Source organism: Streptococcus sp. A34 (assembly GCF_043674115.1).
Taxonomy (GTDB): domain Bacteria; phylum Bacillota; class Bacilli; order Lactobacillales; family Streptococcaceae; genus Streptococcus; species Streptococcus suis_V.
In genome coordinates this window covers 1-21,226 of sequence record NZ_JBIMJM010000009.1, presented here as the reverse complement: position 1 = coordinate 21,226, position 21,226 = coordinate 1, and the positions used below count along the sequence as shown (strand labels likewise).

The 21,226-nt window shown below is 46.0% G+C and carries 18 protein-coding genes, 1 rRNA gene and 1 pseudogene; all 20 read left to right on the top strand.

The annotated features are described in order from the left end of the window. Nucleotides 1-275 precede the first annotated feature (275 nt). A pseudogene (gene infB / locus ACHBGV_RS04090) lies at nucleotides 276-2,474 on the top strand (translation initiation factor IF-2); the annotation flags it as partial. A gap of 63 nt (nucleotides 2,475-2,537) precedes the next feature. Beyond that, on the top strand, nucleotides 2,538-2,891 hold the full coding sequence (gene rbfA, locus ACHBGV_RS04085; RefSeq protein ID WP_105111614.1) for a 30S ribosome-binding factor RbfA: 354 nt from the start codon (nucleotides 2,538-2,540) through the stop codon (nucleotides 2,889-2,891). Nucleotides 2,892-3,188: 297 nt separating this feature from the next. Next, the gene (gene codY, locus ACHBGV_RS04080) at nucleotides 3,189-3,977 is read left to right on the top strand and encodes a GTP-sensing pleiotropic transcriptional regulator CodY (protein WP_105111615.1); all 789 of its coding nucleotides are present in this window, start codon (nucleotides 3,189-3,191) and stop codon (nucleotides 3,975-3,977) included. Between the two features lies 1 nt (nucleotide 3,978). Continuing rightward, complete coding sequence (locus ACHBGV_RS04075) at nucleotides 3,979-4,530, top strand: cysteine hydrolase family protein (RefSeq protein WP_394731673.1); 552 nt, start codon at nucleotides 3,979-3,981, stop codon at nucleotides 4,528-4,530. Nucleotides 4,531-4,661: 131 nt separating this feature from the next. Then, on the top strand, nucleotides 4,662-4,964 hold the full coding sequence (gene gatC, locus ACHBGV_RS04070) for an Asp-tRNA(Asn)/Glu-tRNA(Gln) amidotransferase subunit GatC (protein ID WP_394735684.1): 303 nt from the start codon (nucleotides 4,662-4,664) through the stop codon (nucleotides 4,962-4,964). After that, nucleotides 4,964-6,430, top strand: coding sequence for an Asp-tRNA(Asn)/Glu-tRNA(Gln) amidotransferase subunit GatA (gene gatA, locus ACHBGV_RS04065; protein ID WP_394735683.1), 1,467 nt, complete (start codon nucleotides 4,964-4,966; stop codon nucleotides 6,428-6,430). Before gatC ends, gatA begins: the two co-directional genes overlap by 1 nt. Next, nucleotides 6,430-7,869 (top strand): Asp-tRNA(Asn)/Glu-tRNA(Gln) amidotransferase subunit GatB, encoded by a 1,440-nt coding sequence (gene gatB / locus ACHBGV_RS04060; protein ID WP_394735682.1) that lies wholly within the window; start codon nucleotides 6,430-6,432, stop codon nucleotides 7,867-7,869. The genes gatA and gatB overlap by 1 nt, the downstream gene beginning before the upstream one ends. Nucleotides 7,870-8,017: 148 nt before the next feature. Beyond that, the gene (locus tag ACHBGV_RS04055; RefSeq protein WP_394735681.1) at nucleotides 8,018-9,361 is read left to right on the top strand and encodes a DEAD/DEAH box helicase; all 1,344 of its coding nucleotides are present in this window, start codon (nucleotides 8,018-8,020) and stop codon (nucleotides 9,359-9,361) included. 20 nt (nucleotides 9,362-9,381) lie between these two features. Next, nucleotides 9,382-9,606, top strand: coding sequence for a DUF4059 family protein (locus ACHBGV_RS04050; RefSeq protein ID WP_105122970.1), 225 nt, complete (start codon nucleotides 9,382-9,384; stop codon nucleotides 9,604-9,606). A 12-nt stretch (nucleotides 9,607-9,618) separates the two neighbouring features. After that, entirely contained in the window at nucleotides 9,619-10,536 is a 918-nt protein-coding gene (trxB, locus tag ACHBGV_RS04045; RefSeq protein ID WP_172079613.1) for a thioredoxin-disulfide reductase, read from the top strand. Nucleotides 10,537-10,544: 8 nt separating this feature from the next. Further along, a complete protein-coding gene (locus ACHBGV_RS04040; protein WP_170242371.1) occupies nucleotides 10,545-11,078 on the top strand; it encodes a YceD family protein in 534 nt (177 codons plus the stop codon). Nucleotides 11,079-11,192: 114 nt separating this feature from the next. After that, nucleotides 11,193-12,617 carry an NADP-dependent phosphogluconate dehydrogenase gene (gndA, locus tag ACHBGV_RS04035; protein WP_394735680.1) on the top strand — a complete coding sequence of 475 codons (1,425 nt, stop codon included), beginning with the start codon at nucleotides 11,193-11,195 and terminating at the stop codon, nucleotides 12,615-12,617. A gap of 77 nt (nucleotides 12,618-12,694) precedes the next feature. Then, complete coding sequence (locus ACHBGV_RS04030) at nucleotides 12,695-13,387, top strand: DNA-binding response regulator (RefSeq protein ID WP_105111625.1); 693 nt, start codon at nucleotides 12,695-12,697, stop codon at nucleotides 13,385-13,387. Nucleotides 13,388-13,460: 73 nt separating this feature from the next. Then, a complete protein-coding gene (locus ACHBGV_RS04025) occupies nucleotides 13,461-14,579 on the top strand; it encodes an AI-2E family transporter (protein WP_172079609.1) in 1,119 nt (372 codons plus the stop codon). 81 nt (nucleotides 14,580-14,660) lie between these two features. Then, on the top strand, nucleotides 14,661-15,152 hold the full coding sequence (nrdR, locus tag ACHBGV_RS04020) for a transcriptional regulator NrdR (protein WP_105110283.1): 492 nt from the start codon (nucleotides 14,661-14,663) through the stop codon (nucleotides 15,150-15,152). Beyond that, nucleotides 15,139-16,299, top strand: coding sequence for a replication initiation/membrane attachment protein (locus ACHBGV_RS04015; protein WP_394735679.1), 1,161 nt, complete (start codon nucleotides 15,139-15,141; stop codon nucleotides 16,297-16,299). The genes nrdR and ACHBGV_RS04015 overlap by 14 nt, the downstream gene beginning before the upstream one ends. Further along, complete coding sequence (gene dnaI / locus ACHBGV_RS04010) at nucleotides 16,299-17,198, top strand: primosomal protein DnaI (protein ID WP_394735678.1); 900 nt, start codon at nucleotides 16,299-16,301, stop codon at nucleotides 17,196-17,198. The genes ACHBGV_RS04015 and dnaI overlap by 1 nt, the downstream gene beginning before the upstream one ends. Further along, entirely contained in the window at nucleotides 17,195-17,908 is a 714-nt protein-coding gene (locus tag ACHBGV_RS04005; protein WP_394735677.1) for a nitroreductase family protein, read from the top strand. The genes dnaI and ACHBGV_RS04005 overlap by 4 nt, the downstream gene beginning before the upstream one ends. A gap of 16 nt (nucleotides 17,909-17,924) precedes the next feature. Beyond that, entirely contained in the window at nucleotides 17,925-19,235 is a 1,311-nt protein-coding gene (der, locus tag ACHBGV_RS04000) for a ribosome biogenesis GTPase Der (RefSeq protein WP_105110280.1), read from the top strand. Nucleotides 19,236-19,670: 435 nt separating this feature from the next. Continuing rightward, nucleotides 19,671-21,219 (top strand): 16S ribosomal RNA (locus ACHBGV_RS03995). Nucleotides 21,220-21,226 lie beyond the last annotated feature (7 nt).

Genomic DNA, 21,226 nt, shown 5'->3' with positions numbered 1-21,226 from the left:
AGGCAGAACGTGAGGCGCGTGCCAAGGAGCAAGCGGCCAAACGTGCCCAAGGTGGACAAGGGAAAGGCCGTCGTGACAACCGTCAAAGTGGCCAAGCTGGTCAAGGCAACAACCGCAACGACCGCCGTGATTTCCGTGGCAACCAAGGGGGCAATGACCGTAAGGAAAACCGCTTTGGAGACCGTCGCGACAATCGTGACAACCGCCGCCAAGACAATCGCGGAGGAAATGGTAGCTTTAATCGCAGCGACCGTCGTCAGGAGGAAGTGGTTCGTCCAGCTGCTCCTAAGATTGATTTCAAGGCCCGTGCAGCAGCTTTGAAAGCTGAGCAGAACGCAGAATACGCTAAGACAAGCGAGGAGCGTTTCTTGCAGGCTAAGGCAGCTAAAGATCAGCCTAAGAAGCCCAAGGAAATCAAATTTGAAGAGCCGGTTGTGGAAACAAAACCAATCGCTGAAACCAAACCTGCTTCAGTCCCAACTGCGGTAGCGGAAAGTACAGTCGATACGCGTCGTAAAAAACAAGCTCGACCAGATAAGAAGCGTGACTTTAATAGTGACGATGAAGATGGTCCACGTAAACAACAAAGAAATCGAAATAGTCAAAATCAAGTGAGAAATCAAAGAACAAGTAACTGGAATAACAACAAGAAAAATAAAAAAGGTAAGAACAATCAGACTGCCAAACCTGTCACAGAGCGTAAATTCCATGAATTGCCAACAGAGTTTGAGTATACAGCTGGTATGACCGTAGCAGAAATTGCGAAACGGATCAAGCGCGAGCCTGCTGAGATTGTTAAAAAGCTCTTCCTTATGGGGGTTATGGCAACTCAAAACCAATCTCTTGACGGAGATACCATCGAACTCCTCATGGTGGATTATGGTATTGAAGCCAAGGAAAAGGTTGAAGTGGACAATGCAGACATCGAGCGTTTCTTTGTAGAAGAGGGCTACCTAAATGAAGAGGAAATGGTTGAACGTCCGCCTGTTGTTACCATCATGGGTCACGTTGACCACGGTAAAACAACGCTTTTGGATACCTTGCGTAATTCTCGTGTGGCGACAGGCGAGGCTGGTGGTATCACCCAGCATATCGGTGCCTACCAGATTGAGGATGCTGGCAAGAAAATTACCTTCTTGGATACGCCAGGACACGCGGCCTTTACCTCTATGCGTGCCCGTGGTGCTTCTGTTACCGACTTGACCATCCTTGTAGTAGCGGCGGACGACGGTGTTATGCCACAGACCATCGAGGCAATCAACCACTCTAAGGCTGCCAATGTCCCAATTATTGTTGCTATCAACAAGATTGATAAACCAGGTGCCAATCCAGAGCGTGTTATCGGTGAATTGGCAGAGCATGGTGTTATCTCAACAGCTTGGGGCGGCGAGTCTGAATTTGTTGAAATCTCAGCCAAGTTCAACCAAAACATCGACGAACTCTTGGAAACGGTGCTTCTTGTAGCGGAAATCCAAGAGCTCAAGGCTGATCCCACTGTTCGTGCCATCGGTACGGTTATCGAGGCGCATTTGGATAAAGGAAAAGGTGCGGTTGCGACCCTCTTGGTTCAACAAGGTACTCTTAATGTCCAAGATCCGATCGTTGTCGGCAATACCTTCGGTCGTGTTCGTGCTATGACCAACGACCTCGGTCGTCGTGTCAAAGTTGCGGGACCATCCACACCTGTTTCGATTACTGGTCTTAATGAGGCGCCAATGGCGGGTGACCATTTCGCGGTCTATGAAGATGAAAAATCTGCGCGTGCAGCAGGTGAAGAACGTGCCAAACGTGCCCTTCTCAAACAGCGTCAAGCTACGCAACGTGTCAGTCTTGAAAACCTCTTTGATACTCTTAAAGCCGGTGAAGTCAAGTCTGTTAACGTGATTATCAAAGCAGACGTGCAAGGTTCGGTTGAGGCCTTGGCATCATCTCTTCAGAAAATCGAAGTTGAAGGTGTCCGTGTCAATATCGTTCACTCTGCAGTCGGTGCCATCAATGAGTCAGACGTGACTCTTGCAGCAGCGTCGAATGCTTTGATTGTCGGTTTCAACGTTCGTCCAACGGCAGAAGCGCGCCAGCAGGCAGAAACTGATGATGTTGAAGTGCGTCTCCACAGCATTATCTACAAGGTTATCGAGGAAATGGAAGATGCCATGAAGGGTATGCTGGATCCTGAGTACGAAGAAAAAATCATTGGTGAAGCAGTTATCCGTGAGACCTTCAAGGTATCCAAAGTTGGTACCATCGGTGGATTTATGGTTATCCGTGGTAAGGTTACCCGTGATTCAAGCGTCCGCGTTATCCGTGACGGTGTCGTTGTCTTCGACGGTAAATTGTCTAGCTTGAAACATTACAAGGACGATGTCAAGGAAGTTGGAAATGCCCAAGAGGGTGGTCTCATGATCGAAAACTTCAATGACATCAAGGTAGATGATACCATCGAAGCTTACATTATGGAAGAAATTAAGAAATAATAAGCAAGTAAGAGGTTGGAAAGGCAACCTCTTCGCTTTATAAGGAAATAGAAAGGAGTTCCTATGGCAAATCATTTTCGTACAGATCGCGTAGGGATGGAAATCAAGCGCGAAGTCAATGAGATTTTGCAAAAGAAAGTCCGTGATCCACGTGTGCAGGGCGTGACCATTACAGATGTACAGATGGTCGGTGACTTGTCCATGGCCAAGGTTTACTACACCATTATGAGTAATCTGGCTTCGGACAATCAAAAGGCTCAAACTGGTCTGCAAAAAGCGACAGGAACCATCAAACGGGAATTGGGACGTAAGTTGACCCTCTACAAGATTCCTGATTTGGTCTTCGAAAAGGACCAATCCATTGAATACGGCAACAAGATTGATGAGATGTTGCGAGCTTTGGATAAGAAAGATTAAGCTAATCCCCTGTATTCACAGTTTGGCACCTGAGCGAAGGCTAGTTTTTCTCGAAATACAGTCAGTATTCCATCTCAACCGACCTTGAGTAGGAAAAAACTATTTCTTGTCTAAAGGGACCTTACTTGTGAATACAGCTTCAAGAATCGGGTAGAAATACCTGATTTTTTCTTTTAAATGGCTATAAAAACCCAAAAAAATATATACTTTTTTAAAAATAGTAAATTTTCTGATAATTGTTGAAATTTGGCAAACAATTCGGTATAATAAATATAATTACAGTGTAAAGAGGAATTTATGGCAACATTATTAGAAAAAACACGGAATATTACGTCGATTTTAAAGCGTTCCGAAGAACAATTGGCAGAAGAACTGCCTTATAACGCGATTGCAGACCACCTGTCTGCAATTATCGACTGTAATACCTGTATTATCAATGCGGAAGGAGAAATCCTTGGCTACCACATGAACTACAAGACCAATAATGATCGTGTGGAAGAATTTTATGTCAATAAGCAATATCCGGAAGAGTATGTTAAGGCCATTGCGCAAGTTTATGACACGCAGGTCAACTTGCCGGTGGAGAGTGAATTGACAGCTATTCCGGTTGAGTCTCGTTCGACCTATCCAAATGGTTTGACGACCATTGCACCAATTCACGTGACGGGTATTCGTTTTGGTTCGTTGATTATTTGGCGCAATGATGAGCAGTTCCACGATGATGATTTGATTTTGGTGGAGATTGCGGCGACGGTGGTTGGTATCCAGTTGCTCAACTTCCAGCGGGAAGAGGATGAGAAGAATATTCGTCGTCGGGCAGCGGTCAATATGGCGGTCAATACGCTTTCTTACTCAGAAATGAAGGCTGTAGCTGCGATTTTGGGTGAGTTGGATGGCAATGAAGGTCAGTTGACGGCCTCTGTCATTGCAGACCGTATCGGTATTACTCGTTCGGTGATTGTCAATGCTCTTCGTAAGCTGGAGAGTGCTGGTATTATTGAAAGCCGTTCTTTGGGTATGAAGGGGACTTATTTGAAAGTTCTGATTCCTGCTATTTTTGATGAGATTAAAAAACGTGACTACTAAGATGACAAAAGCGCTGATTTCGATTGATTATACGGTTGATTTTGTAGCGGACGATGGCAAATTGACAGCTGGTAAGCCTGCTCAAGCTATTGCAGACCGAATTGCGCAAGTGACCCAAGAAGCCTTTGATCGTGGGGACTATATTGTCTTTGCCATTGATGGGCATGAGGTGGACGACGATTTGCATCCAGAAAGCAAGCTCTTCCCACCGCATAATATCATGGGCACCAGTGGTCGTGATTTGTATGGTCCCCTGGCGGATTTTTATGCTGAATATCAGAACCATGCGCGTGTGCGTTGGATGGACAAACGCCATTATTCAGCCTTTTCTGGAACGGATTTGGATGTTCGTTTGCGGGAAAGAAGGATTGATACGGTGGTTTTGACGGGTGTTTTATCCGATATTTGTGTGCTCCATACTGCCATTGATGCTTATAACAAAGGTTATAAGATTGAAGTCATTTCTTCAGCAATTGCGGCTTTGACGGAGGAAAAACATCAATTCGCCCTCAACCATCTGCAGCATGTGCTCGGTGCGACCATTATTGACTAGTGATTCTGACCAGCCAATCAGGCTGGTTTTTCCATGCCTAAAAGCTGACAAATGAGGTTATTTGGTTCTTTGTCCTCTTTCTAAAGTATGGTATAATGAGAAGATGAATTTCCAATAGGAGGAAGGTAAGTATGAAGATTTCTGAGACTGAGGTGCGTCACGTTGCCAAGCTGTCTAAGCTGGAATTTACAGACCAGGAAACGGCGGAATTTGCGACGACCTTGAGCAAGATTGTTGATATGGTTGAGTTGTTAAATGAGGTGGATACGACAGGTGTGCCAGTGACGACTACCATGGCAGACCGGAAAAATGTCTTGCGTGCCGATGTGGCAGAGCAGGGTGAAAGTCGTGAGGATTTGTTCAAAAATGTACCTGAAAGTAAAGATTTCTACATCAAGGTACCAGCTATTTTAGACGGGGGAGGAGATGCCTAATGACATGGAATAATAAAACAGTTGATGAATTGCACGACCTCCTGGTCAAAAAAGAGATTTCTGCGGTCGAGTTGACCAAGGCGACGATTGAAGATATTCAGAGCCGAGAAGCTGCTGTGGATGCGTTTTTGAGTATCAATGAAGACAAGGCTTTGGCACAGGCAGCTGCCCTTGATGGAAAGGGAATCGATGCGGACAATGTCATGGCCGGTATTCCTTTGGCGGTTAAGGATAATATTTCGACCAAGGGGATTTTGACAACGGCTGCGTCAAAAATGCTCTACAATTATGAGCCGATTTTTGATGCGACGGCTGTTGATCTGGCCTATGCCAAGGATATGATTGTCATCGGTAAGACCAACATGGATGAATTTGCTATGGGTGGTTCCAATGAAAATTCTGCCTTCAAGCCGACGAAAAATGCTTGGGACCAGACAAAAGTGCCGGGTGGTTCATCAGGTGGTTCTGCGGCAGCTGTTGCGGCTGGTCAAGTTCGCCTGTCCTTGGGTTCAGATACAGGTGGTTCCATTCGCCAGCCTGCAGCCTTTAATGGTATCGTTGGTATGAAACCGACCTATGGAACGGTTTCTCGTTTTGGTTTGATTGCCTTCGGTAGCTCCCTGGATCAGATTGGTCCTTTCTCTCAGACGGTCAAGGAAAATGCCCAGTTGCTCAACGTCATTGCTGGCCATGATAAGCGTGATGCGACCTCGACAGCTCATGAGATTGCTGACTTTACCAGCAAGATTGGTCAGGACATCAAGGGCATGAAAATCGCTCTTCCAAAAGAATACATGGGCGAAGGTATTGACCCGCAGGTCAAGGAAGTTATTCTTAAGGCGGCCAAGCATTTGGAAAGCTTGGGAGCTATTATCGAGGAAGTCAGTCTGCCTCACTCTAAGTATGGGGTTGCGGTTTATTACATTATCGCGTCGTCTGAGGCATCTTCAAACTTGCAACGTTTTGACGGAATCCGTTATGGTTTCCGGGCAGAAGATGCGACAAACTTGGATGAGATTTATGTGAAAACCCGTAGCCAAGGTTTTGGTGAGGAAGTTAAACGTCGTATTATGTTAGGTACATTTAGCTTGTCATCAGGTTACTATGATGCCTACTTCAAGAAGGCTGGCCAGGTGCGGACCTTGATTATTCAGGATTTTGAGAAAGTTTTTGCGGACTATGACTTGATTTTGGGGCCAACGGCACCGACGGTGGCTTATGGTCTGGGAACCCAGAGCCATGATCCGGTGGCCATGTATTTGGCGGATCTTTTGACTATTCCTGTCAACTTGGCTGGTCTGCCGGGGATTTCGATTCCTGCTGGATTTGTGGAAGGATTACCAGTTGGTTTGCAGTTGATTGGTCCAAAATATAGTGAAGAGACCGTTTATCAAGTGGCAGCGGCCTTTGAGGCGACGACGGATTACCACAAGCAACAACCAGTGATTTTTGGAGGTGACAAGTAATGAACTTTGAAACGATTATTGGTCTGGAAGTCCATGTGGAGCTCAATACCAATTCTAAAATTTTCTCACCTTCCAATGCTCATTTTGGTGAGGACGCCAATGCCAACACCAACATTATTGACTGGTCATTTCCGGGTGTTCTTCCGGTATTGAATAAGGGCGTTGTTGATGCGGGGATTAAGGCGGCCTTGGCGCTGAATATGGATATTCACAAGGATATGCACTTTGACCGCAAGAATTATTTCTATCCTGATAATCCCAAGGCCTACCAGATTTCTCAGTTTGACGAGCCAATCGGTTACAATGGTTGGATTGAGATTGAGCTAGAAGATGGTTCGACCAAGAAAATCCGGATTGAGCGGGCGCATTTAGAAGAGGATGCGGGGAAAAATACCCACGGCACCGATGGTTATTCTTATGTTGACCTCAATCGTCAGGGTGTGCCTTTGATTGAGATTGTATCTGAGGCGGATATGCGTTCGCCAGAGGAGGCTTATGCCTATCTGACAGCGCTCAAGGAAATTATCCAGTACACCGGCATTTCAGATGTGAAGATGGAAGAAGGCTCCATGCGGGTTGATGCCAATATCTCTCTTCGTCCCTATGGTCAGGAGCAGTTTGGTACCAAGACTGAGTTGAAAAACCTCAACTCCTTCAACTATGTGCGCAAGGGCTTGCAACATGAAGTAGAACGTCAGGCCAAAATATTACGTTCAGGTGGTCAAATCCAGCAGGAAACACGTCGTTATGATGAATCTACTGGGGAAACCATTCTCATGCGTGTAAAAGAAGGATCAGCTGACTACCGTTACTTCCCAGAGCCAGACCTACCGCTCTATGAGATTGATGATAGTTGGATTGAGGAAGTGCGTGCAGAATTGCCAGTCTTTCCAAAGGCTCGCCGTGCTCAGTATGTGGAGAACTTGGGCTTGACCGCCTACGATGCTGGTCAGTTGACGTCAACAAAGGCCTTGTCTGACTTCTTTGAAGCAGCAGTGGCAGCAGGTGGCGATGCTAAACAAGTTTCTAACTGGTTGCAGGGTGAAGTGGCTCAGTTCCTCAATGCTGAAGGTAAGACTGTTGAGCAAATCGCCTTAACACCTGAAAACTTGGTGGAGATGATTGCCTTGATTGCGGATGGCACTATTTCATCTAAGATTGCCAAGAAAGTCTTTGTTCACTTGGCTAAGGAAGGTGGTTCTGCTAAGGCTTACGTTGAGAAGGCTGGCTTGGTACAGATTTCAGATCCAGCTGTCCTCATTCCGATTATCCACCAAGTCTTTGCGGATAACGAAGCGGCTGTAGCTGACTTCAAGTCCGGTAAACGCAATGCGGACAAGGCCTTTACAGGTTTCCTTATGAAGGCAACAAAAGGTCAGGCCAATCCACAAGTTGCTCAACAATTACTAGCCCAAGAATTGCAGAAGTTATTGGATTAAATGAAACAATGAAGAGACTGAAACGGATGTTTTGGTCTCTTTTAATGGCGATAGATATGAAGCTTTGAATTTTTCGATGCCCATCCGTCCTTTTTGCTTGTCATTCTAATAAATGGTATAATGAAAGGAATCAGAAAAAGAGGACATTATGAAATTTACAGATATGAAACTTAAGCCGTCCATCCAGGAGGCTTTGAAAGAGATTAACTTTGTCACGCCGACAGAGGTTCAGGAAAAATTGATTCCTGTGGTGCTATCTGGTCGTGACTTGATTGGAGAATCCAAGACTGGTTCGGGCAAGACCCATACCTTTTTAATTCCGATTTTCCAAAAATTGGACGAAGAGCTGGACCAGGTACAGGCTGTTATCACAGCTCCGTCGCGTGAATTGGCGACCCAGATTTATCAAGCAGCTAAGCAGATGGCAGGGCATTTTCAACCTGAAGTCCGTGTGTCTAACTATGTCGGTGGGACGGATAAAAATCGCCAGATTGACAAATTGCAGGCTGGTCAGCCCCATATCGTTGTCGGAACGCCGGGTCGGATTTACGACTTGGTTCAATCGGGTGATTTAGCTATTCACAAGGCCAAGACCTTTGTCGTTGATGAGGCGGATATGACCTTGGACATGGGCTTTTTGGATACGGTGGATAAGATTGCTGGGAGCCTGCCGAAAGATTTGCAATTCATGGTCTTTTCCGCGACCATTCCGCAAAAGCTCCAGCCTTTCTTGAAAAAATACCTGTCCAATCCTGTCATGGAGCAAATCAAGACCCAGACAGTCATTTCGGATACCATTGAAAACTGGTTGATTTCGACAAAAGGGCGCGACCGCAATGCTCAAATTTTGGAAGCAACCAGGCTCATGCAGCCCTATTTAGCCATGATTTTTGTCAATACCAAGACTCGGGCGGATGAATTGCACAGCTACTTGCTTTCAAATGGATTGCGCGTGGCTAAAATTCACGGAGATATTCCACCTCGTGAACGCAAGCGTATCATGAACCAAGTTAAGAATTTGGATTATCAGTATATCGTAGCAACAGACTTGGCGGCTCGTGGGATTGATATTGAAGGAGTCAGCCATGTCATCAACGATGCCATTCCGCAGGACTTGTCCTTCTTTGTTCACCGGGTCGGTCGGACAGGACGCAATGGTTTGTCAGGTATTGCCATTACCCTTTATCAACCGAGCGACGATGCCGATATTCGTGAGTTGGAAAAACTCAATATCAAGTTCTTACCCAAAGAAATGAAGGACGGCGAATTTGTCGATACCTATGACCGTGATCGTCGTGTTCAACGTGAAAAGACACGTGAGAAATTGGACATCGAGATGATTGGTCTGGTCAAGAAGAAGAAAAAGAAAATCAAGCCGGGCTATAAGAAGAAAATCCAGTGGGCGGTGGACGAAAAACGTCGTAAGACCAAGCGAGTGGAAGCGCGTGCTAAGGGGCGTGCAGAACGCAAAGCTAAGCGTCAAACCTTTTAAGAGTTAGCAGAGGGAGACCGATGTTACAATCAATATTAAGTAACTATTTGCAAGGACTACTCATTGCCACAATTATTGTGGTATTGCTGAGCTTGATTTGGTTTCTAATTCGAGCTTTAAAAAATCGAGATAAGACCTATCAAGAACGCCAAGAATTTTTATATGATTTATTGCTCATTAACATTATGACCATCCCTATTTTAGCTTTTGGAATCGTGGCCATTTTGTTAATGCTGAAGGCATAGAAGGAAGAAAGAATGTACGATACAATTGTCATTGGTGCAGGTCCTGCAGGCATGACCGCCGCACTTTATGCAGGACGGAGCAATCTCAAGGTTGCCCTCCTAGAACGCGGTATTTATGGCGGCCAGATGAACAACACCGCTGAGATTGAAAACTATCCAGGCTACGGCCATATTTCTGGACCAGCCTTGGCTGAAAAAATGTTTGAGCCCCTGGAAAAATTCGGTGTGGACCATATTTTCGGGACCCTCATCCGCATTGAAGAAGATGGACCAGTTAAAAAAGTGATTACCGAAGATGGCGTTTTGGAGACCAAGACGGTTGTTCTAGCCATGGGTGCCAAACACCGTCTGCTGGGAGTTCCAGGTGAAGATACCTACAACAGCCGCGGGGTTTCCTACTGCGCGGTCTGTGACGGAGCCTTCTTCCGTCAGCAAAAACTTTTGGTTGTCGGAGGGGGAGATTCTGCCGTGGAAGAGGCGCTTTTCCTGACCCAATTTGCAGAGTCTGTGACCATCGTTCACCGCAGAGATCAGCTACGTGCCCAAAAAGTTATCCAAGACCGAGCTTTTGCCAATGAAAAAATCAACTTCATCTGGGATAGTGTCGTTGAGGAAATCAAAGGAGATGACCTGCGCGTGCAAAGCGTGGTTATCAAGAATGTCAAGACTGAAGAATTGTCAGAGCTTGAATTTGGCGGAGTCTTTGTCTATGTAGGGCTGGATCCGATGACTGAAAGCGTTGCGGATTTGGGTATTACCGATGAGGCTGGCTGGGTTGTGACCAATGAAAAAATGGAAACCAGCAAGTATGGCATCTATGCCATCGGCGACATTCGCCAAAATCAGCTCCGTCAGATTGCGACGGCTGTTGGAAATGGTGCAGTAGCTGGACAGGAAGTCTACAACTACATTACAGAACACGCTGAATAGGAGGGCTTATGTTTCACATTTACGATATTCAGAAAAATCCAGACGGTATTTCTTTTGAGAAAACACTGGATTTGACCCAGGAAGTTCAGGGGCGTTCCAGCGAGGTTTTGGACCTATCGCCTGTCCAGGTGTCTGGTCGTGTCCATTTTGAGGCGGGGATCTTTTTCCTAGATTACCAGATGACCTACGACATTACCCTGGCTTCTAGCCGTTCGCTCCAGCCAGTGGTCTTACGTCGTGAGGAGCAGGTCAACGAACTCTTTGTGGCCAATGAAGCTGCTCTCAAGGACCAGGATTTGATTGACGAAGATATGGTTTTTGTGGTGGAAGAGGACTGCATTGTCCTAGAAGAAAGTGTCGCAGACAACATTATTCTCAACATTCCTATCAAGGTTTTGACGCCAGAAGAAGAGGCTGGGCAGGATTTGCCGTCGGGCCAATCTTGGACCCTGATGACCGAGGATGATTTCCAACAGGAAGCCCAGGAAAAGAAAGAGGCTAATAGTCCATTTGCTCAATTGCAGGGCTTGTTCGATGAGTGAAAAAGCTAGTGAAAGATTCAGAAAAATGTCGGAAGGTTAAATTATCAGAAAATTCTTGCCACTAGACTCTTTTCGGTGTATAATAGAAGATAGTAATTATAGGAGTTAGTATACATGACAAAAGCAAACTTTGGTGTAGTAGGGATGGCCGTTATGGGTCGTAACCTTGCTCTTAACGTTGAATCACGTGGTTACACAGTAGCCATTTACAACCGCTCTGCTGATAAGACAGAAGATGTGGTAGCTAGCAACCCAGGCAAAAACTTGGTACCAAGCTATGATGTGGAAAGTTTTGTCGCATCTATCGAAAAACCACGCCGTATCATGCTCATGGTTCAAGCAGGGCCTGGTACAGATGCAACTATTCAATCTCTCTTGCCACACTTGGATGAAGGAGACATTTTGATTGATGGCGGAAATACCTTCTACGAAGATACCATTCGCCGTTCAAAAGAATTGGCAAATTCAGGCATCAATTTCATCGGTACAGGTGTGTCCGGTGGTGAAAAAGGTGCCCTTGAAGGTCCGTCTATCATGCCTGGTGGTCAAAAAGAAGCCTACGAATTGGTAGCGGATGTCTTGGAAGAAATTTCTGCAAAAGCTCCAGAGGACGGCGCTCCATGTGTGACTTATATCGGCCCAGATGGCGCTGGTCACTATGTAAAAATGGTCCACAACGGTATCGAGTATGGCGACATGCAGTTGATTGCTGAGTCTTATGACCTCATGCAACACTTGTTGGGCTTGTCAGTTGACGAAATGGCTGACATCTTTACTGAGTGGAACAAGGGTGAATTGGATAGCTACTTGATTGAAATCACAGCTGACATTTTGAAACGCAAGGATGACCAAGGTCAAGATGGTCCAGTTGTTGACTACATCATGGACGCAGCCGGTAACAAGGGGACTGGTAAATGGACTAGCCAGTCATCACTTGACTTGGGCGTACCATTGTCCTTGATTACAGAATCTGTATTTGCCCGTTATATCTCAACCTACAAGGATGAGCGTGTGGCAGCTAGCAAGGTCCTTCCAAAACCAGCACCATTTGCCTATGACGGCGATAAGGCTGAATTGGTGGAGAAAATCCGTCAAGCCCTTTACTTCTCAAAAATCATGTCTTATGCACAAGGTTTTGCGCAATTGCGCGTAGCGTCTAAAGAAAATAACTGGAACTTGCCATTTGGCGAAATCGCTAAAATCTGGCGTGCAGGTTGTATCATCCGTGCTCGTTTCTTGCAAAAGATTACCGATGCTTATGGACGTGATGAAGATTTGGCAAACTTGCTCTTGGATGAATACTTCCTTGACGTAACAGCTAAGTACCAACAAGCTGTCCGTGACGTTGTTGCCTTGGCAGTTCAAGCAGGTGTTCCTGTCCCAACCTTCTCAGCAGCCATTACTTACTTTGACAGCTACCGCGCTGAGAACTTGCCAGCAAACTTGATCCAAGCACAACGCGACTATTTTGGTGCCCACACTTACAACCGTAAGGACAAAGAGGGTGTCTACCACTATGACTGGTATAGCGAAAAATAAATAATAGAAGTAGGGCGTGCAAGCGCCCTTCTTTCTGACTGAAATGGTCTTGAAACTTTCGATTAGATAAGGATATTATGGCTAAGAAAATTTTGATTGCAGGTCGTGAGCGCAATCTCTCGCATTTTGTTTCCATGGAACTGCAGAAGAAGGACTATTTGGTGGACTATGCTTCTACTGGCCAGGAGGCTTTGTCCTTGGCGCATGAGACGGATTTTGATTTGATTCTCATGAGTTTTCAGCTGTCAGATATGTCCAGTAAGGAATTGTCCACGCAGTTATTAGCTATCAAACCTGCATCCGTCCTGATTGTGGCTATTGATTCGGCAGATGTGGATGAGCACGGTGAGGAAGTCTTGTCCTATGCGGTTTCCTATGTGGTCAAGCCCTTTGTCATCAGCGAATTGGTCGAGCAGATTTCAGCTATTTTCCGTGGTCGGGATTTTATTGACAATCATTGTACTCAGGTTCCCTTGCAGGCTGCTTATCGAGATTTGAAAATCGATTTTCAAAATCGCACGGTATCCCGTGGAGATGAGCTGATTAACCTGACTCGTCGAGAGTACGATCTCCTGGCGACCCTAATGAATAGTCCTGAGCCTGTCACTCGCGAACAATTGTTAGAGCGGGTTTGGAAATACGAGGCGACATCATCGGAAACCAATGTGGTAGATGTCTATATCCGCTATCTGCGTGGGAAATTGGATGTAGCTGGAAAACCGTCCTATATCAAGACAGTTCGCGGTGTTGGATATGCCATGCGTGACTAAGTAAGAAAGGCTTGTCCTTTCTTTTTTGCTGGGCTTGTGTTAGTATTGTTAGTAAGAAATCTAAGGAGTAATTATGAATTCGTCATTTAAAGAAAAGGCCTTGCTAATTTTATTGGCGGGTGCAATCCTCTTAGCTGTCCTTAATTGGTCGGCCTTGTACGCTATTATTAAGCTTGTCCTAGCAAGTATGAACTCTCTCTTCATTGGAGCAATCATTGCTTTCATCTTGAATGTACCTATGAAAAAGCTGGAAGAACAGCTTGAAAAGGTCGCTTTTTTGAAAAAGTCCAGCCGTAGTTTGGCCATTGTAGGGGTCCTCATTGCCTTTGTGATGATTGTGACAGGTTTGGTTCTGATTGTCTTGCCAACCCTGACCAAGACAGTTTCAGAGCTAGTAACCGTCAGCAGGACGGCTATTCCAAAATCGGTCACAGCCCTTACGGATTTTCTGGAGTCCAATGGTTTCTTGTCTGGCCAGATTGGTGACCAGATTGCAGGTTTTATTGAACAATTTAGGAATCTAGACTTTATTTCTAGTATTGTCACTCCGGTTCTGTCTCATCTGGTATCCAATGTTACAGGCATTTTTTCCAACACAATGACCCTGGTTATGGCCTTTTTCTTCACTTTGGCTATCCTGGGAAGCAAGGAACATCTGCAGTCCATGACGGGGAAACTCTTGCAGGCTACTCTGCCACAGAAAGCAGTTCGTCTGATCAACTACGTCGGGGAAGTTGTGATAGATACCTATGATAAATTCTTGATGAGCCAAATTGTAGAGGCCGTTATTATTGGGGTCTTGGTCTTTGTCAGCTATGGACTTTCTGGTATCCCCTATGCTAGCATGGCCGGTATTTTGGCAGGGGTCCTATCCTTCGTTCCCTATATCGGTCCATTTACAGCCTGCCTGATTAGTGCCCTCTTTGTGGCGGTACAAAATCCTTTGTTGGCTCTGTGGTCTATTGTTCTCTTCCAAATCATTCAATTGATTGAGGGGAATATCATCTATCCGCGCGTAGTTGGACAGTCGGTTGGTCTGCCAACCCTCTTCACCCTGGCTGCAGCCCTGATTGGTGGAAATTTGTTTGGCCTTCTAGGAATGGTCTTCTTCACACCAATTTTTGCGGTCATTTACCGTCTGGTCAGGGAATGGGTTCACCATCGCTTGGATGACCAGATTGAAAGTGCTTAGGAAAGCGTGCTTATCGCTTTCTTTTATTTTTGATTATTTTATGCTATACTGAAGTGATAAAAGCAAAGTAGGAGAAAGAGTATGCGTTGTCCAAAGTGTCAGAGTTTGAAGTCAAGTGTTGTTGATAGTCGCCAGGCAGAAGATGGGAATACCATCCGTCGTCGCCGTTCCTGTGACCAATGTGGTCAGCGTTTTACCACCTATGAGCGAATTGAGGAAAAAACACTAGTAGTCGTTAAAAAAGACGGCACCCGTGAGCAATTTTCGAGAGAGAAAATCTTTAATGGCATTATTCGTTCGGCTCAGAAACGTCCAGTATCAACCGGTGATATTGATCAGGTGGTCAATCGAATAGAACAAAAGGTTCGAGCCCAAAATGATAGCGAAGTAGAAAGTGACTTTATCGGCAATTTGGTCATGGAAGAATTGGTTGAACTAGATGAAATCACTTATGTACGCTTTGCCTCTGTCTATCGCTCTTTCAAAGATGTTGGTGAGTTAGAAAACTTGCTCAAGCAGATGATTTCTAAGGGATCAAAAGTGAAACCAGGTGCCAAAGATGAAACCAAATGATCCCTTTACCTATCTGAAAGCTGGGAATTTTGCACCTGATGTAATCAGTCTGAGCAAATGTTACCAGCCCATCATCGGTTTGGATGCGCTAGCGCTGTATTACTATTTATATAGTTTTGGTGACTCGGGGCAGGGGCGTTACCAATGGACTAGCATTCTAAATCACATGAATGTTGGCTTTCATCGCTTGCAGCAGGCGCTGGATATTCTGTCAGCAGTGGGTCTGTTGAAGATTTATCAGCTTGACGAGACTAGGGGCCTAGAGCTAATGCCTCCTTTAAGCGTCGGAGAATTTTTAGGCAAGCCCTTGTATAGGCATCTTCTTGAGCAAAGAATTGGCGAGGTTTCTGTGGAGAATCTCATACCCGCCAGCCCTAGCCAGGATAAGAATGTTTCCAAATCTTTCTCAGACGTTTTCGATGTGGAAGGACAGATTTCTCCTGTAGTTAAGAGTAAGAGGGACTTTGACTGGTCAGCCTTCAAGGCTATGATGGCCAAGGACCAGCTACGATTTCAGGATGAGACGGACGATGTGATTGCTCTTAGTCACATAGCAGAGCGGTCCGGCTGGACCTGGTTGGAAACCTATCGCAAGGCCAAGGAAACGGCTATCGGCCAGGTTATTTCGACCAAACGACTGTCACAGTCAGACCAAGCCTCCGCTAAACAAACGAGTGGGCTCATAGACCAGGAAAAAATCATCGTTCGTGAGGCCAAGTCCAAGTCTAGTCTGGAATTTTTGGTCTTCATTAAGGAACAAAGAAAGGCAGCAGTGAACCAGTCGGAGCGCAAGTGCCTGACAGATTTGGCTCAAATTGGTCTCTTGGATGAAGTTATCAATGTCCTTGTTCTTTATACTTTTAATAAGGTGGATTCGGCCAATCTGAATGAAAAATACGCCCTCAAGTTGGGCAATGATTTTTCCTATAAGGGGATTGGAAATGCAGAGGCAGCTGTCCTTTATCTGAGGGAATTGAAAGCAGGAAACAACAAGAAGGCAAGTGTCCTGAACAAGCAAGTGTCAGCAACTAATGTGCCGGACTGGAGCAAGGAAGAAGTTAAGCAAGAGCAAACGAGAGAAGGACAGGCCCAACTAGCCGCCCTCTATCGCGAATTGGAAGAAATGGAAACACAAGGAGGTGGCTGATGAAATCAGTGCAAGACAGGCTGTCACAAACAGCCAACTCTAGTCGCAAGTCCTATCAAGAACTCTACCAGGAGATTGTAGCGGATGCAGATGTGGCTGACTTTATAAAAGAACAAGGTTTGACACAGCAGGAAATTACCTTGTCTATTTCCAAATTTTTGGAATATATCAGCCAGCGCGACCAGTTTCTCAAGCAAGACGAAGGTTATATGGCTAAGGGCTACCAGCCTGTTCTCATCATGAATGAGGGCTATGCGGACGTGTCCTATTTGGAAACGGTAGAATTGGTCGAGTATCGTCGTCTGGAAGCTATCAAAAATCGCATTCAGCTCATCAATATGCCAGCCAGTCTGAAAAATGTGACGGTGGCGGACATTGATAAGAACGATGAAAATCGGGTGGAAGTCATGTTGGCCATTGCTGATTTTGTCAGACGCTTTGATGAAAAGCCCAAAGGACTCTATATCTACGGTCATTTTGGCATTGGCAAGTCCTATCTCATGGCTTATTTGGCTAATCTCTTGTCTAAAACGCATTTGCAGTCGACCACCATGCTCCATTATCCGACTTTTGTGGTGGATATAAAAAATGCCATCAAAGACGGTTCGGTGAAGGATAAGATTGACGAGATTAAGACCGCTCAAGTTTTGGTCTTGGATGATATTGGGGCTGAGCAACACAGTTCCTGGGTGCGAGATGACGTCTTGCAGGTTATTCTCCAGTATCGGATGCAGGAAAATCTGCCGACCTTCTTTACCTCTAATTTTTCTTTGGAAGATTTGGAAAGGCATTTTGCATCGGGTAAGGGAGGCGACGAGACCTGGCAGGCCAAACGTGTCATGGAGCGCATTCGCTATTTGGCACGAGATTTACACCTGAAAGGGATCAACCGACGATGAATGAAACCATTGATTTGATGCTGGCCCATAGTTCTGTCCGCCGTTTTACAGATGAACCGATTGAGCGGGCGGATTTAGAGGCTATTATCACAGCTGGCCGTGCTGCCTCCAGCTGGAAGAATTTCCAGTCCTACTCAATCATTGTCATCCAGTCTGAGGAGAAAAAGCAGGCCCTGTATGATTTGGTGCCCCAACCTGCTATCTTGCAGGCCAAGGCCATTCTGTTTTTTGTCGGCGACCACAATCGTGCCAGCAAGGCAGCGGAACTCCACGGAACCGATTTTGATGCCAAGGGTACGGAAAATCTCTTGATTTCCTCGGTTGATGCGTCTTTGGCTGGTCAGAATGCGCTGCTTGCAGCGGAAAGTCTAGGTTACGGCGGTGTCTTTATCGGCATGATTCGTCATCAGGCTTTGGCAATGGCAGAGCTGTTCAATTTACCAGACTATACCTATCCGATTTTTTGTATTGCACTAGGTCTTCCAGCTCAAGCTCATCCTGTCAAACCGCGTTTGGCGACAGAGGCAATTGTCTTTGAGGAAGAGTATGTCGAGCAGGATATTGAAATCATCAAATCCTACGATCAGATCCAGACAGTATACGCTGGAGACCGCCAGACTGAATTGTGGTCAGAACGGATTGTAGCCCAATTTGGCCAGGCAGAACAAGCTGAAACCAAGGTTATTTTAGAAAAAAATAAATTATCGTAAGAGAAGAGGAGGAGCTATGGCTCTACCAACTATTGCCATCGTGGGACGTCCCAACGTTGGTAAATCAACATTATTTAACCGGATTGCGGGGGAACGTATTTCTATCGTCGAGGATGTGGAAGGTGTGACACGCGACCGTATCTATGCGACTGCTGAATGGCTCAATCGCAAGTTCTCCATCATTGATACTGGAGGAATTGACGATGTAGACGCACCGTTCATGGAGCAAATCAAGCACCAGGCTGATATTGCTATGAGCGAGGCTGATGTCATTGTCTTTGTCGTGTCTGGAAAAGAGGGTGTGACCGATGCGGATGAGTATGTATCTCGCGTCCTTTACAAGACCAACAAGCCAGTCATTTTAGTTGTCAACAAGGTCGACAACCCAGAGATGCGTAATGAGATTTATGATTTTTATTCGCTTGGACTAGGTGATCCCTATCCTGTGTCATCTGTCCACGGGATTGGTACGGGGGATGTCTTGGATGCTATCATTGAAAACCTACCAAATGAAGAGATTGAAGAAAATCCAAACATTATCAAGTTCAGCTTGATTGGTCGTCCCAACGTTGGTAAGTCCAGTTTGATTAACGCCATTTTAGGTGAGGAGCGCGTGATTGCATCGCCTGTGGCTGGTACGACCCGCGATGCCATTGACACGCATTTCACGGATCCTGATGGTCAGGAATTTACCATGATTGACACCGCAGGGATGCGTAAGTCTGGTAAGGTTTATGAAAATACCGAGAAATATTCAGTCATGCGTGCCATGCGTGCCATTGAACGCTCAGATGTTATACTCATGGTCATCAATGCAGAAGAAGGCATTCGTGAGTATGACAAACGCATCGCAGGCTTTGCCCATGAAGCTGGTAAGGGGATGATTATCGTCGTTAACAAGTGGGACACGCTGGAAAAAGACAACCACACCATGAAGAAATGGGAAGACGATATCCGTGACCAATTCCAGTATCTGTCCTATGCACCGATTATCTTTGTGTCGGCCCTGACCAAGCAACGCTTGCATAAGTTGCCTGAGATGATCAAGGCCATTAGCGAAAGCCAGAATACCCGTATTCCGTCGGCTGTTCTTAACGATGTCATCATGGATGCCATTGCCATTAACCCAACACCGACCGACAAGGGCAAACGCTTGAAAATTTTCTATGCGACCCAGGTTGCGACCAAGCCACCTACCTTTGTGGTCTTTGTCAACGAAGAAGAGCTCATGCACTTCTCCTACATGCGTTTCTTGGAAAATCAAATTCGCAAAGCCTTTGTTTTTGAAGGAACGCCGATTCATCTGATCGCACGGAAACGGAAATAACACACATGAGAGGACCTCTTGGTCTTCTTTTTTGCTTAAAACCCAATTTTCCTTATTGACAATTGACTCTTTAGCTGATAGAATAATCAAGCTATCATTTGAAGCATTTGTTGATCAGGCTTTTAGAACCTAGCCGATGAAAAAAATTAAAAATTTTTGAAAAAAGCTATTGACAGTATTAGCTATAGATGATAGAATAATGAAGTTGTCTCGCGAGGGACTGTTGATGAAGGATAAACGAAAAAAAGTTTCAAAAAGTAGTTGACAGGAAATCAGGGATGTGATATACTGATATAGTTGTCGCAAGCGACGACAAGACCTTTGAAAATTAAAGAAGACGAACCAAACGTGCAGGGTGATTTATAGCAATATAAATCGTCAAAGACAAAAAAACAATAAACGGATAAGCCAGAGTGCTTAGTCGGACAAACTAATTTTAATGAGAGTTTGATCCTGGCTCAGGACGAACGCTGGCGGCGTGCCTAATACATGCAAGTAGAACGCTGAAGGAGGGAGCTTGCTTCTTCCGGATGAGTTGCGAACGGGTGAGTAACGCGTAGGTAACCTGCCTCATAGCGGGGGATAACTATTGGAAACGATAGCTAATACCGCATAACAGTATTTACCGCATGGTAGATGCTTGAAAGGAGCAACTGCTTCACTATGAGATGGACCTGCGTTGTATTAGCTAGTTGGTGGGGTAAAGGCCCACCAAGGCGACGATACATAGCCGACCTGAGAGGGTGATCGGCCACACTGGGACTGAGACACGGCCCAGACTCCTACGGGAGGCAGCAGTAGGGAATCTTCGGCAATGGGGGCAACCCTGACCGAGCAACGCCGCGTGAGTGAAGAAGGTTTTCGGATCGTAAAGCTCTGTTGTAAGAGAAGAACTGTGAGAAGAGTGGAAAGTTTCTCACTTGACGGTATCTTACCAGAAAGGGACGGCTAACTACGTGCCAGCAGCCGCGGTAATACGTAGGTCCCGAGCGTTGTCCGGATTTATTGGGCGTAAAGCGAGCGCAGGCGGTTTGATAAGTCTGAAGTAAAAGGCTGTGGCTTAACCATAGTACGCTTTGGAAACTGTCAAACTTGAGTGCAGAAGGGGAGAGTGGAATTCCATGTGTAGCGGTGAAATGCGTAGATATATGGAGGAACACCGGTGGCGAAAGCGGCTCTCTGGTCTGTAACTGACGCTGAGGCTCGAAAGCGTGGGGAGCGAACAGGATTAGATACCCTGGTAGTCCACGCCGTAAACGATGAGTGCTAGGTGTTGGGTCCTTTCCGGGACTCAGTGCCGCAGCTAACGCATTAAGCACTCCGCCTGGGGAGTACGACCGCAAGGTTGAAACTCAAAGGAATTGACGGGGGCCCGCACAAGCGGTGGAGCATGTGGTTTAATTCGAAGCAACGCGAAGAACCTTACCAGGTCTTGACATCCCTCTGACCGCCCTAGAGATAGGGTTTCTCTTCGGAGCAGAGGTGACAGGTGGTGCATGGTTGTCGTCAGCTCGTGTCGTGAGATGTTGGGTTAAGTCCCGCAACGAGCGCAACCCCTATTGTTAGTTGCCATCATTTAGTTGGGCACTCTAGCGAGACTGCCGGTAATAAACCGGAGGAAGGTGGGGATGACGTCAAATCATCATGCCCCTTATGACCTGGGCTACACACGTGCTACAATGGCTGGTACAACGAGTCGCAAGTCGGTGACGGCAAGCTAATCTCTTAAAGCCAGTCTCAGTTCGGATTGTAGGCTGCAACTCGCCTACATGAAGTCGGAATCGCTAGTAATCGCGGATCAGCACGCCGCGGTGAATACGTTCCCGGGCCTTGTACACACCGCCCGTCACACCACGAGAGTTTGTAACACCCGAAGTCGGTGAGGTAACCTTTTAGGAGCCAGCCGCCTAAGGTGGGATAGATGATTGGGGTGAAGTCGTAACAAGGTAGCCGTATCGGAAGGTGCGGCTGGATCACCTCCTTTCTAAGGA

Bases quoted from the DNA above. Each gene is read 5' to 3' on its own strand.
- ACHBGV_RS04040 (WP_170242371.1), top strand. From the start codon at position 10,545: ATGTTTCACATTTACGATATTCAGAAAAATCCAGACGGTATTTCTTTT.
- gatA (WP_394735683.1), top strand. From the start codon at position 4,964: ATGACATGGAATAATAAAACAGTTGATGAATTGCACGACCTCCTGGTC.
- dnaI (WP_394735678.1), top strand. From the start codon at position 16,299: ATGAAATCAGTGCAAGACAGGCTGTCACAAACAGCCAACTCTAGTCGC.
- gatC (WP_394735684.1), top strand. From the start codon at position 4,662: ATGAAGATTTCTGAGACTGAGGTGCGTCACGTTGCCAAGCTGTCTAAG.
- ACHBGV_RS04015 (WP_394735679.1), top strand. From the start codon at position 15,139: ATGAAACCAAATGATCCCTTTACCTATCTGAAAGCTGGGAATTTTGCA.
- trxB (WP_172079613.1), top strand. From the start codon at position 9,619: ATGTACGATACAATTGTCATTGGTGCAGGTCCTGCAGGCATGACCGCC.
- nrdR (WP_105110283.1), top strand. From the start codon at position 14,661: ATGCGTTGTCCAAAGTGTCAGAGTTTGAAGTCAAGTGTTGTTGATAGT.
- rbfA (WP_105111614.1), top strand. From the start codon at position 2,538: ATGGCAAATCATTTTCGTACAGATCGCGTAGGGATGGAAATCAAGCGC.
- ACHBGV_RS04025 (WP_172079609.1), top strand. From the start codon at position 13,461: ATGAATTCGTCATTTAAAGAAAAGGCCTTGCTAATTTTATTGGCGGGT.
- gatB (WP_394735682.1), top strand. From the start codon at position 6,430: ATGAACTTTGAAACGATTATTGGTCTGGAAGTCCATGTGGAGCTCAAT.
- ACHBGV_RS04055 (WP_394735681.1), top strand. From the start codon at position 8,018: ATGAAATTTACAGATATGAAACTTAAGCCGTCCATCCAGGAGGCTTTG.
- ACHBGV_RS04005 (WP_394735677.1), top strand. From the start codon at position 17,195: ATGAATGAAACCATTGATTTGATGCTGGCCCATAGTTCTGTCCGCCGT.
- ACHBGV_RS04075 (WP_394731673.1), top strand. From the start codon at position 3,979: ATGACAAAAGCGCTGATTTCGATTGATTATACGGTTGATTTTGTAGCG.
- gndA (WP_394735680.1), top strand. From the start codon at position 11,193: ATGACAAAAGCAAACTTTGGTGTAGTAGGGATGGCCGTTATGGGTCGT.
- ACHBGV_RS04050 (WP_105122970.1), top strand. From the start codon at position 9,382: ATGTTACAATCAATATTAAGTAACTATTTGCAAGGACTACTCATTGCC.
- codY (WP_105111615.1), top strand. From the start codon at position 3,189: ATGGCAACATTATTAGAAAAAACACGGAATATTACGTCGATTTTAAAG.
- der (WP_105110280.1), top strand. From the start codon at position 17,925: ATGGCTCTACCAACTATTGCCATCGTGGGACGTCCCAACGTTGGTAAA.
- ACHBGV_RS04030 (WP_105111625.1), top strand. From the start codon at position 12,695: ATGGCTAAGAAAATTTTGATTGCAGGTCGTGAGCGCAATCTCTCGCAT.